Origin of the sequence: Pseudomonas sp. PICF141, from assembly GCF_002286815.1 — a bacterium.
Lineage (GTDB): Bacteria > Pseudomonadota > Gammaproteobacteria > Pseudomonadales > Pseudomonadaceae > Aquipseudomonas.
Genome location: NZ_MUNM01000087.1, coordinates 37,929 through 52,790 on the forward strand (window position 1 = coordinate 37,929; position 14,862 = coordinate 52,790).

A 14,862-nucleotide genomic window follows, 5' to 3' on the forward strand; every position below is an offset into this window, starting at 1 on the left:
GGGACGCTCCGCGTCCCAAGCGGACGCAGAGCGTCCATTGAGGCATTCCCACGCAGAGCGTGGGAACGATCCACAACGCGGTCCCGCTGCTTCTCTGCAAACATAAAAAAAGCCCCGCCTGGATCACCAGGCGGGGCTTTTTAGTGGCCGATGGAATCAGGCGAGGGGTTTAGGCTCGTGCTCTTTTTCCAGGGCTTGCTCGTGTTGCTCTACCGCTTCTTGAACGGAGCGCGGTGCTTCGTCGATCGCCGATTCAACCGGTTCGGCAGCGACTTCAGCGGCCGGGGCAGGGGCTGCCTCGACAACTTCAGCAACAACCGGGGCTGGCTCGGCAGCGGCCGGAGCAGCAGCGGCAGCCAGTTCGGCTTCCTTCTGCAGACGCTCCTCTTCACGCTTGCGACGACGTACTTCACGCGGGTCGTTCGGTGCACGGCCACTTGGGGTCAGAGCGCTGACGGGGGCGGCTTCAGCCACTGGTGCAGCCTCTTGGGCAACAACTGGCGCTTCAACAACCGCAGGAGCAGGCTCGGCAGCAGCAACCGGCGCCTCAGCGACTGGCGCTGGAGCTTCGACCGCTACAGGTGGCTCGGCAACCCAGTTGAACGTGGTTTGCTCTTCGCGAACTTCACGTACCGGTTCAGCCACTGGCGCTTCAACCACAGGCTCTGCGGATGGAGCAGGCTCGGCAGCAACGGTTGGCTCAGCTTCAACTTGAGATTGGGCTTCACGAACCGGCGCCACTTCGATTTCCGGAGAGGCAGTGACTTCTACCGGCGTGGTCGCTTCAACGACTGGCGCTTCAACCGGAGCAGCTTCCTGTGTGGCGGCAGTGGCACGTTCGGCTTGCTCGTTGGCTTGTGCTTCAGCAGGCGCGCTGATCACGGAGCTGGCAACGGCGGCGGTCACCGCCAGGCCGGCGGCCAGATCGGCAGCGCTTGGCGCTTCGGCATTTTCCGCCGATTCGGACTCTTCCGAACCTTCGATCACATTGCCGTTGGCATCGCGTTGACGCTCACGACGGTTGCTGCGACGACGCTGGCCACGGGAGCGGCGGCGAGGACGATCACCTTCGGCGACTTCCTGACCGTCTTCCTGCAGTTGCTCTTCGTTGCTGGTCAACTCTTCTTCAGCAACGGCAGCCGCTTGCTCGGTACGTGGCTGACGTTCTTCACGGGGTGGGCGTGGAGCGCGTTCTTCACGTGGCTGACGGGCTGGACGCTCTTCAGCGTTGGCGGCCGCGGCCGGAGCGGCATCCAGAGGTTCGCGCAATTCACGAACCGGACGTTCTTCACGCTCGCCACGTGGCTTGCGATCTTCACGCGGGGCACGCGGTGCACGTTCTTCACGAGGGGCGCGTGGTGCGCGCTCTTCGCGCGGAGCGCGTTCCTGGGCGACTGCTGGCGCTTCTTCGCGGGCTTCACGTGGCTCACGTGGTGCGCGTTCTTCACGCGGTGCACGTTCCTCGCGAGGCTTGCGCTCTTCGTCGCGGCGACCATTACGATTGCGGCTCTGCTGCCGGCCGTTACGGCGCTCTTCATTGCGAGCAGGGCGTTCAATGGCTGGCTTTTCAACCACAACCGGCGCAACAGGCTCTTCCTTGGTGGCAAACAGGCTGACCAGCGATTTCACCAGGCCTTTGAACAGGCTTGGCTCTGGGGCGACGACCGGTGCCGCCACTGGAGCAGCGGCGACCTCGGTCGGAACCGGAGCGTTGGCGCGGGCCGGAGCCGTCTTGACCGCGGCTTCCTGGCGAACCAGAGTGCGGGTCGCGGCGGCTGGCTGGACTTCTTCGACCTCGGCGGCGGCAGCGGCGATTTCGTAGCTGGACTGGTTGATGCTGGCTTCCGGGCTGTCATCGCGCAGACGCTGAACTTCGAAGTGCGGCGTTTCGAGGTGATCGTTCGGCAGAATGACGATACGGGCACGGGTGCGCAGTTCGATCTTGGTGATCGAGTTGCGCTTTTCGTTGAGCAGGAACGCAGCCACTGGAATCGGCACTTGTGCGCGAACTTCAGCGGTACGGTCTTTCAGGGCTTCTTCTTCGATCAGGCGCAGGATCGCCAGCGACAGCGATTCAACATCACGGATGATGCCGGTGCCGTTGCAACGCGGGCAGACGATGCCGCTGCTTTCGCCTAGCGATGGACGCAGGCGCTGACGGGACATTTCCAGCAGGCCGAAGCGCGAGATGCGACCGACTTGCACGCGAGCGCGGTCGGCTTCCAGGCATTCGCGGACTTTCTCTTCCACGGCGCGCTGGTTCTTGGCCGGGGTCATGTCGATGAAGTCGATGACGATCAGGCCGCCAATGTCACGCAGGCGCAACTGACGGGCGATTTCTTCGGCGGCTTCAAGGTTGGTCTGCAGGGCGGTTTCTTCGATGTCGCTGCCTTTGGTGGCGCGCGCCGAGTTGATGTCGATGGACACCAGGGCTTCGGTCGGATCGATAACGATGGAGCCGCCGGAAGGCAGTTCGACCACGCGCTGGAAGGCGGTTTCGATCTGGCTTTCGATCTGGAAACGGTTGAACAGCGGAACGCTGTCTTCGTACAGTTTGATTTTGCTGGCGTACTGCGGCATCACCTGGCGAATGAAAGTCAGGGCTTCGTCCTGGGCTTCAACGCTGTCGATCAGCACTTCGCCGATGTCCTGGCGCAGGTAATCACGGATGGCGCGGATGATCACGTTGCTTTCCTGATAGATCAGGAAGGGCGCGGAGCGGTCCAGCGAAGCTTCTTTGATGGCGGTCCACAGTTGCAGCAGGTAATCGAGGTCCCACTGCATTTCTTCGCTGCTGCGGCCAAGGCCGGCAGTGCGAACGATCAGGCCCATGTCGGCCGGGGCAACCAGACCATTCAGGGCTTCACGCAGTTCGTTGCGCTCTTCACCTTCGATACGACGGGAGATACCGCCGGCACGCGGGTTGTTCGGCATCAGCACCAGGTAACGACCGGCCAGGCTGATGAAGGTGGTCAGGGCGGCGCCCTTGTTGCCACGTTCTTCTTTTTCAACCTGAACGATGACTTCCTGGCCTTCGCTCAGGACGTCCTTGATGTTGACGCGGCCTTCGGGGGCTTTCTTGAAGTATTCGCGGGAGATTTCTTTGAGGGGCAGGAAGCCGTGGCGCTCGGAGCCGAAATCGACAAAGGCAGCCTCAAGGCTTGGTTCGATGCGAGTAATCCGGCCTTTATAGATGTTGGCCTTCTTCTGCTCGCGTGCACCGGATTCGATGTCCAGGTCGTAGAGGCGCTGGCCATCTACCAGTGCAACACGCAACTCTTCGGGTTGCGTTGCGTTAATCAGCATTCTTTTCATGTAGTACCGTCGGTTTCCGGGCTGCCGGAAACGGCGTTCGGCACACACGACTTCTCACGGTCGGTGTCAGGTGCGTCAGGAGTGGTTGGCCACTCCAGTGTCTAGCGAACCCCGACCAATTGGGTCGGTGTCGCGACGTACGCGTCCTGCTTGCTGTGGCTACTTAAGCACTCAGTCAGGAGGAGGAATCAACCGGCGGCTGTGGACGAGATGAAGCGTCTTGATAAAGCCTATTGCTACACAGTCCAGCGGTTGTGCATCTCCACCCTACACGTATCCCTGATAATTCGGGTGCTGCCGCGCGCAGAATCCGCAGCGGGTTGGCATTTACCGTGAGCTCCGAAAGGGGAGGTCACGCATCATGGCTAATTTAGGCGGTGTTTCCGAAGCGTTCGCTCGGGGTCGCTCGCAGCTGACTGCACTTTGTGAACTGGCCGTGAATATTTGCTCGGAAGGCGAGTGAAAACTCTGCTTTGCGGCATGATTCAGGCCTTATGTCACCTGCGCTCGTTACAACTGCAAACTCTGCCGTTACGTAGCGAAAGCCCCGTAGGACGGCCTCTCGTCCTCGTGAATTGCGTTGGTCAGGGCCGGTTTTTAACCGTTGGTCCGCTGTCCAGGCCACTTTTGGCGGCGTTCGCGACTATAGCAGCAATGATTAAGTGCTTCAATTCCATAAAAAATTGTTATCATCCGCGCCATGACGACTACTGCCCCTTCGACCCCAGCCGTACAACTGCTGGAGGTCTCGCCGGAATATGCCGGCCAACGTATTGATAACTTCCTTCTCGCTCGGCTCAAAGGCGTGCCCAAGACCTTGATTTACCGCATATTGCGTAAAGGCGAAGTGCGGGTGAACAAAGGTCGGATCAAGCCCGAATACAAGCTGCAGGCGGGCGATATCGTGCGCGTGCCACCGGTTCGTGTGCCTGAGTGCGACGAACCGGTGCCGTTGGCGCAAGGGCTGCTGCAACGGCTCGAAGCCTCGATTGTCTACGAAGACAAGGCGCTGATCGTGATCAACAAGCCCGCTGGCATCGCGGTTCACGGTGGCAGCGGCTTGAATTACGGTGTGATCGAAGCCTTTCGCCAGTTACGTCCCGATGCAAAAGAACTTGAGCTGGTTCACCGCCTCGACCGGGACACTTCCGGCCTGCTGATGATCGCCAAAAAGCGCAGCATGTTGCGTCATTTGCACGCCGCGCTGCGTGGTGATGGCGTCGACAAGCGCTATATGGCGCTGGTGCGCGGCAACTGGGCGACCTCGATCAAGCAAGTCCGTGCGCCGTTGGGCAAGAGCAATCTGCGCTCCGGCGAGCGCATGGTTGAAGTGGATGAGGACGAGGGCAAGGAGTCTGTCACCGTGTTCAAGGTTCTGCGTCGTTTTGGCGACTTTGCCACTATGGTCGAGGCCAAGCCGATCACGGGTCGCACTCACCAGATTCGCGTCCATACTCTGCATGCCGGACATTGCATCGCGGGTGACACCAAGTACGGCGATGAGGGGTTCAGCAAAGAGATTCGTGATCTGGGCGGCAAACGTCTGTTTCTGCACGCCTACATGCTGACAGTGCCACTGCCCGATGGCGGTGAGCTCAAGTTGCAGGCGCCGGTCGACGAAATGTGGGCTAAAACCGTGGAGCGCTTGAGTGCACCCTATTGATTACAAGCTGCTGATTTTTGATTGGGACGGTACGCTCGCTGACTCCATTGGTCGGATTGTCGAAGCGATGCACGTCGCATCCGAGCGGTCCGGTTTTCAATTGCGCGATGATTCTGCCGTCAAAGGCATTATCGGTCTGGGCTTGCCGGAAGCGATTCGCACTCTGTATCCCGAGATTGGCGACATCGAACTGGTAGCGTTCCGTCAGCACTATGCGGATCACTACATTGCGGCGGAGGCCGTGCCTTCCCCGTTGTTTGAGGGGGTTGTCGAGTCTCTCGAAGCGTTTCGTGCCGAGGGGTATCATCTGGCAGTAGCGACCGGCAAGGCTCGTCGTGGGCTGGATCGGGTACTGAAGTCTCACGGCTGGGAAGATTATTTCGATATTACCCGTGCCGCTGACGAAACTTCCAGCAAGCCCCATCCGCTGATGCTTGAGCAGATTCTCGCCCATTGCGAGGTTCGTCCGGAGCAGGCGCTGATGGTTGGCGATTCGTCGTTCGATCTGCAGATGGCGCGCAACGCGGGCATGGATTCGGTAGCGGTCAGCTATGGCGCTCAATCAATCGACGCCTTGAAGCTATTTGAGCCGAAACTGGCCATCGATCGTTTTTCAGAGTTGCGCGCCTGGCTGGGTCAGCGGGTTTAATGGGTTTTTCTGCTGGGGTGATGGCATGACCGACGAATGGAAAGCGCCCGCCAAGGCGAGCGCGGAAACGGGTGACGAGAAAAGCTGGAAGCTGCTGGAAAAAACCTTGCTCGCTGGTGTGCAGGAACAGCGCCGGTCCCGTCGTTGGGGGATATTCTTCAAGTCGCTGACTTTTCTGTATCTGTTCGGCTTGTTGATTCTGTTATCGCCGATGATGAGCATCGAGAAAGGCGCCGCCCTCGGCTCTGGCTACACGGCGCTGATCGATATAACGGGCATGATTGCCGATAAAGAACCGGCCAGTGCCGACAATATTGTCGGCAGTCTGCGTGCGGCCTTCGAGGACAAGAAGGTCAAGGGCGTGATTCTGCGAATCAACAGCCCGGGCGGCAGTCCGGTGCAGTCGGGTTATGTCTATGACGAGATCCGTCGTTTGCGCGGCCTGCATCCAGATACCAAGGTTTATGCGGTGATCTCGGATCTGGGCGCTTCCGGTGCCTATTACATCGCTAGCGCCGCGGATCAGATCTACGCCGACAAGGCGAGCCTGGTGGGTTCCATTGGTGTGACCGCGGCCGGCTACGGTTTTGTCGGGACCATGGAGAAGTTGGGGGTGGAGCGTCGTACCTACACCTCGGGGGAGCACAAGTCATTCCTCGATCCGTTCCAGCCGCAGAAGCCCGCGGAAATACAATTCTGGCAGAGCGTGCTTGATACCACTCATCAGCAGTTCATCAATAGCGTCAAGCAGGGCCGTGGTGATCGCCTGAAAGATAAAGAGCATCCGGAATTGTTTTCCGGGCTGATCTGGTCGGGTGAACAGGCGCTGTCGCTGGGCTTGATCGATGGTCTGGGCAGTGCCAGTTCGGTTGCCCGTGATGTGATCGGCGAGAAAGAGCTGGTGGATTTCACTGTCGAGGAATCGCCGTTCGATCGCTTCTCGAAAAAGCTCGGTGCCAGCGTGGCTGAGCATTTGGCAATGTGGATGGGCTTTCAGGGGCCGGCATTGCGCTGATCTTCTTGCTGCGTAAAAAAAACCGGCTTTTTGCCGGTTTTTTTACAGTCAAAAGATCGCAGCCTCGTTTCACTCGACAGCTCCTACAAGGGAATACGCATTTCAATGTAGGAGTTGTCGAGTGAAACGAGGCTGCGATCTGTTGACCTTTAAGGTATCTGCACGCCTTCGGTCAGCAACATGTCCACCAGGCGAATCAACGGCAAGCCGATCAGGCTGGTGGCGTCAGAGCCATCGGTGCTTTTAAACAGGCTCACCCCCAAACCTTCGGCCTTGAAGCTGCCAGCGCAGTCATAGGGCTGTTCAGCATGCAAGTAACGTTCAATGCGCGCTGCGTCGAGCGTGCGCATGTGTACGGTAAAGGGCACGCAGTCGACCTGGCAGTGGCCGGTCTGGCTGTTGAGCAGTGCCAGGCCGGTCAGGAAGGTCACGCTGGCGCCGCTGGATGCCAGGAGCTGTTCGCGGGCCTTTTCGAAGGTGTGGGGCTTGCCGATGATCCGCTCGCCGAGTACCGCGACCTGGTCCGAGCCGATGATCAAGTGGGCAGGATGGCGGTCTGCAAGTGCGCGGGCTTTTTCTTCGGCGAGGCGCTTTACCAGGTCCACGGCTGACTCGTCCGGGCGATGACTTTCGTCGATATCCGGCGAGCTGCACGTGAACGGCAATCGCAAACGGGCCAGCAATTGCCGGCGATAGGCCGAGCTTGAAGCGAGTAATAAAGGCAGCATGCGCATCTCCAAAGGGCAGGGGCGAATTCTAGCGCAGGCTCAAGTGACGGGCAGGGCTGAATTTCCTTTGACATGGCTGGGGGCATCCCTATAATGCTGCGCCTATGTTGAATGACCCGATTCCACCTCACGTTGACCCGCGCAAATTGGCTGACCGTGGCACCACCCTTCAAGGTGAACTGCTGCTGGCCGATTTGGAGAGACTCTGCGACCCGCTTTCCGATACTGTCGGTACGGTGCAGGCTAAATTCGTTTTTGAACGAGATGAACGTAAATCTGTGGTAATTCACAGCTTTATCGACACCGAAGTCAAAATGGTTTGCCAGCGTTGTCTTGAGCTGGTCACCCTGCCGATCCATAGCGAATGCAGTTATGCTGTGGTGAAGGAGGGTGCGAATACCCAGTCGTTGCCGAAAGGTTATGACGTGCTGGAACTGGGCGAAGATCCTTTGGATCTGCAGTCACTGATCGAGGAGGAGCTTTTGCTCGCCTTGCCCATTGTGCCTGCTCATCATCCGGAAGAATGCCAGCAGCCGGCGGGTCTCGATGAGCCCGAACCGAGCGAGGACGAGGTAACGCGGTCCAACCCGTTCAGTGTATTGGCGCAGTTAAAGCGTGACCCAAACGTTTAGGAGTTAATCAATTATGGCTGTTCAGCAGAACAAAAAATCCCGCTCTGCCCGTGACATGCGTCGTTCGCACGACGCTCTCGAGGCTAGCACCCTGTCTGTAGAAAAAACCACCGGTGAAGTTCACCTGCGTCACCACGTATCGCCAGAAGGCGTATACCGTGGCCGTAAAGTGATCGACAAGGGCGCTGACGAGTAATCACTTGTCCGCTCAAGTCATCGCGATTGACGCAATGGGCGGGGACTTCGGTCCCCGCAGCATTGTTCAGGCCAGCCTCGCTTGTCTGTCTGCTACACCCTCGCTACACCTGACCCTCGTCGGTCAACCCTCCCTTCTTGAAGAATTGCTCGCCAGCCACTCGACTGTGGATCGCGCGCGCCTGTCGATTACGCCGGCGTCCGAAGTCATCACCATGGATGAAAAGCCTGCCCAGGCCTTGCGCGGCAAGCCCGATTCGTCGATGCGCGTGGCGCTGGAGTTGCTGCGCGACGGCAAAGTCCAGGCCTGCGTCAGTGCCGGCAATACCGGTGCGCTGATGGCGTTATCGCGGTTTGTGCTGAAGACGTTGCCGGGCATTGATCGGCCGGCAATGATCGCGGCCATTCCGACGCAGAAGGGCTATTGCCAGTTGCTCGATCTGGGTGCCAACGTCGATTGCAGTGCCGAGCACTTGTTGCAGTTTGCAGTGATGGGCTCGGTTGCGGCAGAAACCCTGGGTATTGTTCGCCCGAAGGTTGCATTGCTGAACATCGGCACTGAAGACATCAAGGGCAATCAGCAGGTCAAGCTGGCGGCTACGTTGTTGCAGAGTGCTCGTGGCATCAACTACATCGGATTCGTCGAAGGTGACGGCTTGTACCGTGGCGAGGCGGATGTGGTGGTGTGTGATGGCTTTGTCGGCAATATCCTGCTCAAGTCCAGCGAAGGCCTGGCGACCATGATTGCCGGGCGCATCGAGGCGTTATTCAAGAAAAATTTCGCCTCCAAAGTGGTGGGTGCGCTGGCGCTGCCGCTGATGAAACGCTTGCAGGCTGAGCTGGCGCCGGCGCGACATAACGGCGCAAGTTTCCTCGGTTTGCAGGGAATTGTCGTGAAAAGCCACGGTTCGGCGGGGGTGCAGGGTTTTCAGAGTGCGATTCAACGGGCGCTGATCGAGATCCAGGAAAACCTGCCGGAACGGCTTCATGGGCGCCTGGAAGATTTGTTGCCTTAGGCGTTTTCGTCGGACAATGCTTAAATGTGACCGCTCAGTTCAATGGGCCATCCAACTGTGAGTTTCTTGCGTTCCGGAAACGGGGCGTCATTCTCCGACGACAAGATCATTAGGGGCTTGTTAAATGTCTGCTTCCCTCGCATTCGTCTTTCCAGGACAGGGTTCGCAGTCCCTCGGCATGCTGGCCGAGTTGGGCGCGCAACATCCGGTGGTCCTCGAAACATTCAAAGAAGCTTCCCAAGCTCTGGGTTACGACCTGTGGGCACTGACCCAGCAAGGGCCGGAAGAACAACTCAATCAAACCGATAAAACCCAGCCGGCCATTCTGACCGCTTCGATCGCCTTATGGCGTCTGTGGCTGGAACAAGGCGGCGCGTGTCCGGCGTACGTTGCCGGTCACAGCCTGGGCGAGTACAGCGCCTTGGTGGCTGCCGGCAGTCTGAGCCTGGGCGATGCAGTGAGACTGGTAGAGCGTCGCGGTCAGTTGATGCAGGAAGCGGTTCCGGCCGGGCAGGGCGGCATGGCCGCAATCCTGGGTCTGGAAGATGCCGACGTGCTGGCAGCCTGTGCCGAAGCGGCGCAAGGCGAAGTAGTTAGCGCGGTCAACTTCAATTCCCCGGGCCAGGTCGTGATCGCTGGTGCCAAGGCGGCGGTCGAACGCGCCATCGAGGGTTGCAAGGCACGTGGCGCCAAGCGCGCCATGCCATTGCCGGTCAGCGTACCGTCCCACTGCGAATTGATGCGCCCCGCCGCTGAGCGGTTCGCCGAATCGATCGCAGCGATCAACTGGAAAGCGCCGCAGATCCCTGTGGTACAGAACGTCAGCGCCGATGTTCCAGCGGATCTGGAAACCCTCAAGCGCGATCTGCTTGAGCAGCTCTACAAGCCTGTACGCTGGGTCGAATCGGTCCAGGCGCTGGCAGCCAGAGGTGCGACCAATCTGGTCGAGTGCGGCCCTGGCAAAGTGCTGGCCGGTCTGAACAAACGTTGCGCCGAAGGCGTGTCGACCTCTAACCTCAATACCCCAGACGCTTTCGCTGCCGCCCGCGCAGCGCTGGCCTGAACAAGGAGAAGCTTGCATGAGTCTGCAAGGTAAAGTTGCATTGGTCACTGGTGCCAGCCGTGGTATCGGCCAGGCTATCGCTCTGGAATTGGGTCGTCAGGGTGCCATTGTCATTGGCACCGCGACTTCCGCTTCAGGGGCCGAGCGTATCGCTGCGACCCTGAAAGAAAATGGTATTCAGGGCACTGGCCTGGAACTCAATGTCACCAGCGACGAGTCCGTAGCGGCCGTGCTGGCGAGCATTCAGGAGCAATTCGGTGCGCCGTTGATCCTGGTCAATAATGCCGGTATCACCCGCGATAACCTGATGATGCGCATGAAAGATGACGAATGGCATGACGTCGTCGATACCAATTTGAACAGTCTGTTCCGCCTGTCCAAGGGCGTTCTGCGCGGCATGACCAAGGCGCGTTGGGGACGAATTATCAGTATTGGCTCGGTTGTGGGTGCCATGGGCAACGCAGGCCAAGTAAACTACGCTGCCGCCAAGGCCGGTCTGGAAGGTTTCAGCCGTGCACTGGCGCGTGAAGTCGGTTCGCGTGCGATTACGGTAAACTCGGTGGCCCCAGGGTTCATCGACACCGATATGACCCGTGAACTGCCCGAGGCGCAGCGTGAAGCCTTGCAGACGCAAATTCCGCTGGGTCGTCTGGGGCAAGCTCAAGAGATCGCGTCTGTGGTCGCTTTTCTTGCATCTGACGGTGCGGCTTACGTTACTGGGGCTACAATCCCGGTGAACGGCGGGATGTACATGAGTTAAATGTGACGGATTGCTTCAAAAAAATGTCATACGAGCTGTCTAAAATCCGTTATAAAGCTGCAATCTATTTATAGACAGAGGGCCGCCGGGTTTGAGGAGTGAAGCTTTCAGTTGAAAAACTGAAAAGTCTTTCTATACACTTACCCACCGGCCAGCTGCCTGAATTTGTCCATTAGGAGTGAAAACAAGGTATGAGCACCATCGAAGAGCGCGTCAAGAAAATCGTTGCTGAGCAACTGGGCGTTAAAGAAGAAGAAGTGGTCAACACTGCTTCCTTCGTTGAAGACCTGGGTGCCGACTCCCTTGACACTGTTGAGCTGGTGATGGCTCTGGAAGAGGAATTCGAGACCGAAATCCCTGACGAAGAAGCTGAGAAGATCACTACTGTACAAGCGGCAATCGACTACGTTACCAGCCACCAGGCGTAATAGTTTTTAGTCGTCGCTCGCTGTCATGGAAAAACCGCACTGCCATTTTGGCGTGCGGTTTTTTCTTTAGGCCTGATGCAAAGTCGTCATTTGAAAAAGGAGAGTGCTGTGTCGCGTAGACGCGTCGTAGTCACCGGTATGGGTATGTTGTCGCCACTGGGCACGGATGTGCCGAGCAGCTGGCAGGGCATTCTGGCTGGCCGCAGTGGCATTGGTCTGATCGAACACACCGACCTTTCTGCCTATTCCACCCGTTTTGGCGGCTCGGTAAAGGGCTTCAATGTCGAGGAATACCTGTCGGTCAAGGAAGCTCGCAAACTCGACCTGTTCATTCAATACGGTCTGGCTGCAGGTTTTCAAGCCGTGCGTAATGCAGGCCTCGAGGTCACCGACGCCAACCGCGAGCGGATCGGCGTGGCCATGGGGTCGGGTATTGGTGGTCTGACCAATATCGAAGAGACCAGCCGTACACTGCATGATTCCGGCCCACGACGGATTTCTCCGTTTTTCGTGCCTGGCTCGATCATCAATATGATTTCCGGTTTCCTGTCCATCCATTTGGGGGCACAGGGACCTAACTACGCCATCGCCACAGCGTGTACGACCGGTACGCACTGCATCGGCATGGCGGCACGCAACATCATGTACGACGAAGCCGACGTGATGATCGCCGGTGGTGCCGAGATGGCCGCGTGTGGTCTGGGCATGGGCGGCTTCGGTGCCTCCCGCGCACTGTCGACCCGCAACGACGAGCCGACCCGTGCCAGTCGTCCATGGGACAAGGGCCGCGATGGTTTCGTCCTGTCTGACGGCGCCGGTGCACTGGTGCTCGAAGAACTGGAGCACGCCAAGGCGCGTGGCGCGACCATCTATGCCGAACTGATCGGTTTCGGCACCAGTGGCGATGCCTACCACATGACCTCGCCACCGGCCGATGGTGCGGGTGCTGCGCGTTGCATCAGCAATGCCTTGCGCGATGCGAAGATCAATAGCGATCAGGTTCAGTACATCAACGCCCACGGCACGTCGACTTCGGCTGGCGACCTCGCCGAAGCCTGTGCGATCAAATCCGTGTTCGGCGATCACGCCTACAAGCTGGCGGTCAGTTCGACCAAGTCCATGACCGGTCACCTGTTGGGTGCAGCGGGCGCGGTCGAGGCGATTTTCAGCGTGCTGGCGATCAACAGCCAGGTAGCGCCACCGACCATCAACCTCGATGAGCCGGACGAAGGCTGCGACCTCGACTTCGTACCCCACACCGCGCGTGGCATGGATATCGACGTGGTGCTGTCCAACTCCTTCGGATTTGGCGGCACCAATGGCTCGCTGGTGTTCCGTCGGTTCGCTGACTGATGGACAGCTGGGTCGACGGTCAACCGGCTGACGCTTTGTCGCTGAAGGATCGCGGCCTGGCTTACGGTGATGGTCTGTTCGAGACCATTGCAGTCAAGGGCGGGCAGCCACTGTTGCTGGATCGACATCTGTCGCGTCTGGCGGAGGGTTGTTCGCGCTTGGCGATTGCCGCTGATCATCAACTGATCCGCGCAGAGCTGCTGGCCTACGCCGCCGCGCTGGGCGAGGGCGTGCTCAAGCTGATCCTCACCCGCGGCGACAGCCTGCGCGGTTACGCCGTCGATCCCTCGGCTCAGGCTCGACGCATTCTGCAAGGCAATCCCCCCGCGGCTTATCCGGCTGTTCATGCGGAGCAGGGCGTTCGTCTGTTTCCTTGTGCAACACGGCTTTCCAAGCAGCCACTGCTCGCTGGCCTCAAGCATTTGAATCGTCTGGAACAGGTCATTGCCCGTTCCGAATGGCAGGACGCCGAGCATGCTGAAGGCTTGATGCTCGACCAGGTCGGGCGGGTGATCGAAGGTGTGTTCAGCAATTTGTTCCTGGTGCGCGATGGTGTGCTGGTGACCGCCAATCTCAAACGTTGCGGTGTGGCGGGCGTGATGCGTGCTGAATTATTGTTTCAAGCCAAGTCATTGGGAATTCCCACGCAAATCACCGATATCACTCTAGAGCAGCTGCAATGGGCTGATGAGGTCTTTGTCTGCAACAGCGTGTATGGCGTTTGGCCGGTGCGCGCCTACGCCGCACTGAGCTGGCCGGTTGGGCCGCTCACCCGTAAACTCCAAACCATTGCCCGTGCGCTACTGGATGCTTGATTCGTGAGACGTAAATTCTTGCTGCTGCTGGAAACCGGATTGGTTCTGGCGGGGCTGTTGGCCGGCGCTTGCGCCTGGAAAATCGATTCGGCGCTGAAGCAGCCGCTGAACATCACTCAGGAAAAGCTGCTGGAAGTGCCCAAAGGCACTACGCCAAATCGCACCTTCCTTCGACTCGAAGCTGATGGCGTCATCAAAGACGCTTTCTGGCTGCGCGTGTACTGGCGCTTTAATCTGGCAGGGCAACCGTTGCACAGCGGCGAATACCGCATGGTGCCCGGTATGACAGTCAATGGGCTGATCGACCTGTGGAAGCGCGGGGAAATGGTGCAATACAGCCTGACGCTGGTCGAAGGCTGGAATTTCCATCAGGTTCGCGCAGCGCTGGCCAAGGATGAAAAACTCGAACAGACCCTGACCGGTCTGAGCGACAGCCAGGTGATGGACAAACTCGGCCACAGCGGGGTTTTCCCCGAAGGACGATTCTTCCCCGACACCTATCGTTTCGTGCGCGGCATGAGCGACGCCGACCTGCTCAAGAAAGCTTACGACCGCCTCGACGAGGTCCTTGCCAAGGAGTGGAGTCAGCGTTCTGCCGATGTTCCCTACACCGAGCCCTATCAGGCGCTGATCATGGCTTCGCTGGTGGAAAAGGAAACCGGTGTGCCGCAGGAGCGTCGGCAGATCGCCGGCGTGTTCGTGCGGCGCATGGAAATGGGCATGCTGTTGCAGACCGATCCGACCGTGATTTATGGTCTGGGTGACCGTTACAACGGCAAGCTGACCCGCGCTCATCTCAAGGAGCCGACACCCTATAACACGTACATAATTGCTGGCCTGCCGCCGACGCCGATTGCGATGGTGGGCCGTGAAGCGATCCATGCGGCGCTGAATCCAGCGAACGGCAACAGCCTGTACTTTGTCGCTCGCGGTGATGGCAGCCACGTATTCTCCGATGATCTGGACGCTCACAACAATGCGGTGCGCGAGTTCCAGATCAATCGACGTGCCGATTACCGTTCCAGCCCTGCGCCGACTGTTGCTTTGCCGGCCGAAGATCTCCAGGCGCCAATCCCGGCGGCTTCGCCCAACATCGCCCCTGAAGAGCTGCCGCCAGTGGTGCCGCAGGATTCCATGCAGGATTCCGTGCCAGACTCTGCACCAGAGCCGGAACAAGAACCCGCGCCAGCACCCGAAGCGGATGTGCCCGCGCCGCAAAGCCCGCAATGA

Annotated in this window: 14 protein-coding genes; 12 read left to right on the forward strand and 2 right to left on the reverse strand. The window is 58.9% G+C overall.

The genetic code is table 11. The features are described from left to right. Positions 1 to 156 precede the first annotated feature (156 nt). The gene (rne, locus tag BZL43_RS25855) at positions 157 to 3,315 is read right to left on the reverse strand and encodes a ribonuclease E (protein ID WP_095634896.1); all 3,159 of its coding nucleotides are present in this window, start codon (positions 3,313 to 3,315) and stop codon (positions 157 to 159) included. Between the two features lie 700 nt (positions 3,316 to 4,015). Here rne and rluC point away from each other — a divergent pair. Genes rluC through sppA form a run of 3 tightly spaced genes read left to right on the forward strand, consistent with a single transcriptional unit; the run spans position 4,016 to position 6,642 of the window. Beyond that, positions 4,016 to 4,978, forward strand: a complete 963-nt coding sequence (gene rluC / locus BZL43_RS25860) for a 23S rRNA pseudouridine(955/2504/2580) synthase RluC (RefSeq protein ID WP_095634897.1) — start codon at positions 4,016 to 4,018, stop codon at positions 4,976 to 4,978. Next, a complete protein-coding gene (locus BZL43_RS25865; RefSeq protein WP_095634898.1) occupies positions 4,965 to 5,627 on the forward strand; it encodes an HAD-IA family hydrolase in 663 nt (220 codons plus the stop codon). The genes rluC and BZL43_RS25865 overlap by 14 nt, the downstream gene beginning before the upstream one ends. Before the next feature lie 25 nt (positions 5,628 to 5,652). Beyond that, the gene (sppA, locus tag BZL43_RS25870) at positions 5,653 to 6,642 is read left to right on the forward strand and encodes a signal peptide peptidase SppA (RefSeq protein ID WP_095634899.1); all 990 of its coding nucleotides are present in this window, start codon (positions 5,653 to 5,655) and stop codon (positions 6,640 to 6,642) included. A gap of 149 nt (positions 6,643 to 6,791) precedes the next feature. Here the strand turns inward: sppA and BZL43_RS25875 are convergent, their stop codons facing one another. Continuing rightward, complete coding sequence (locus BZL43_RS25875; protein ID WP_095634900.1) at positions 6,792 to 7,370, reverse strand: nucleoside triphosphate pyrophosphatase; 579 nt, start codon at positions 7,368 to 7,370, stop codon at positions 6,792 to 6,794. 104 nt (positions 7,371 to 7,474) lie between these two features. On the opposite strand from BZL43_RS25875, the gene BZL43_RS25880 reads away from it, so the two are divergent. The 9 genes from BZL43_RS25880 (at position 7,475) to mltG (ending at position 14,862) form a co-directional block, all read left to right on the forward strand. Further along, positions 7,475 to 8,002: a YceD family protein gene (locus BZL43_RS25880; RefSeq protein ID WP_004371317.1), complete on the forward strand. Its 528-nt coding sequence runs from the start codon at positions 7,475 to 7,477 to the stop codon at positions 8,000 to 8,002. 13 nt (positions 8,003 to 8,015) lie between these two features. Next, positions 8,016 to 8,198 carry a 50S ribosomal protein L32 gene (gene rpmF, locus BZL43_RS25885; protein ID WP_003179396.1) on the forward strand — a complete coding sequence of 61 codons (183 nt, stop codon included), beginning with the start codon at positions 8,016 to 8,018 and terminating at the stop codon, positions 8,196 to 8,198. 4 nt (positions 8,199 to 8,202) lie between these two features. Further along, entirely contained in the window at positions 8,203 to 9,213 is a 1,011-nt protein-coding gene (gene plsX / locus BZL43_RS25890) for a phosphate acyltransferase PlsX (RefSeq protein WP_095634901.1), read from the forward strand. 124 nt (positions 9,214 to 9,337) lie between these two features. Next, complete coding sequence (fabD, locus tag BZL43_RS25895; RefSeq protein ID WP_095634902.1) at positions 9,338 to 10,276, forward strand: ACP S-malonyltransferase; 939 nt, start codon at positions 9,338 to 9,340, stop codon at positions 10,274 to 10,276. 16 nt (positions 10,277 to 10,292) lie between these two features. Further along, the gene (fabG, locus tag BZL43_RS25900) at positions 10,293 to 11,036 is read left to right on the forward strand and encodes a 3-oxoacyl-ACP reductase FabG (RefSeq protein WP_095634903.1); all 744 of its coding nucleotides are present in this window, start codon (positions 10,293 to 10,295) and stop codon (positions 11,034 to 11,036) included. A 191-nt stretch (positions 11,037 to 11,227) separates the two neighbouring features. Further along, positions 11,228 to 11,464: an acyl carrier protein gene (acpP, locus tag BZL43_RS25905; RefSeq protein WP_003175607.1), complete on the forward strand. Its 237-nt coding sequence runs from the start codon at positions 11,228 to 11,230 to the stop codon at positions 11,462 to 11,464. 108 nt (positions 11,465 to 11,572) lie between these two features. After that, on the forward strand, positions 11,573 to 12,817 hold the full coding sequence (gene fabF, locus BZL43_RS25910) for a beta-ketoacyl-ACP synthase II (protein WP_095634904.1): 1,245 nt from the start codon (positions 11,573 to 11,575) through the stop codon (positions 12,815 to 12,817). Beyond that, on the forward strand, positions 12,817 to 13,632 hold the full coding sequence (pabC, locus tag BZL43_RS25915; protein WP_095634905.1) for an aminodeoxychorismate lyase: 816 nt from the start codon (positions 12,817 to 12,819) through the stop codon (positions 13,630 to 13,632). The genes fabF and pabC overlap by 1 nt, the downstream gene beginning before the upstream one ends. Positions 13,633 to 13,635: 3 nt before the next feature. Beyond that, positions 13,636 to 14,862: an endolytic transglycosylase MltG gene (gene mltG, locus BZL43_RS25920; protein ID WP_095634906.1), complete on the forward strand. Its 1,227-nt coding sequence runs from the start codon at positions 13,636 to 13,638 to the stop codon at positions 14,860 to 14,862.

Bases quoted from the DNA above. Each gene is read 5' to 3' on its own strand.
- rpmF (WP_003179396.1), top strand. From the start codon at position 8,016: ATGGCTGTTCAGCAGAACAAAAAATCCCGCTCTGCCCGTGACATGCGT.
- rluC (WP_095634897.1), top strand. From the start codon at position 4,016: ATGACGACTACTGCCCCTTCGACCCCAGCCGTACAACTGCTGGAGGTC.
- sppA (WP_095634899.1), top strand. From the start codon at position 5,653: ATGACCGACGAATGGAAAGCGCCCGCCAAGGCGAGCGCGGAAACGGGT.
- BZL43_RS25880 (WP_004371317.1), top strand. From the start codon at position 7,475: ATGTTGAATGACCCGATTCCACCTCACGTTGACCCGCGCAAATTGGCT.
- BZL43_RS25875 (WP_095634900.1), bottom strand. From the start codon at position 7,370: ATGCTGCCTTTATTACTCGCTTCAAGCTCGGCCTATCGCCGGCAATTG.
- pabC (WP_095634905.1), top strand. From the start codon at position 12,817: ATGGACAGCTGGGTCGACGGTCAACCGGCTGACGCTTTGTCGCTGAAG.
- fabD (WP_095634902.1), top strand. From the start codon at position 9,338: ATGTCTGCTTCCCTCGCATTCGTCTTTCCAGGACAGGGTTCGCAGTCC.
- fabG (WP_095634903.1), top strand. From the start codon at position 10,293: ATGAGTCTGCAAGGTAAAGTTGCATTGGTCACTGGTGCCAGCCGTGGT.
- rne (WP_095634896.1), bottom strand. From the start codon at position 3,315: ATGAAAAGAATGCTGATTAACGCAACGCAACCCGAAGAGTTGCGTGTT.
- acpP (WP_003175607.1), top strand. From the start codon at position 11,228: ATGAGCACCATCGAAGAGCGCGTCAAGAAAATCGTTGCTGAGCAACTG.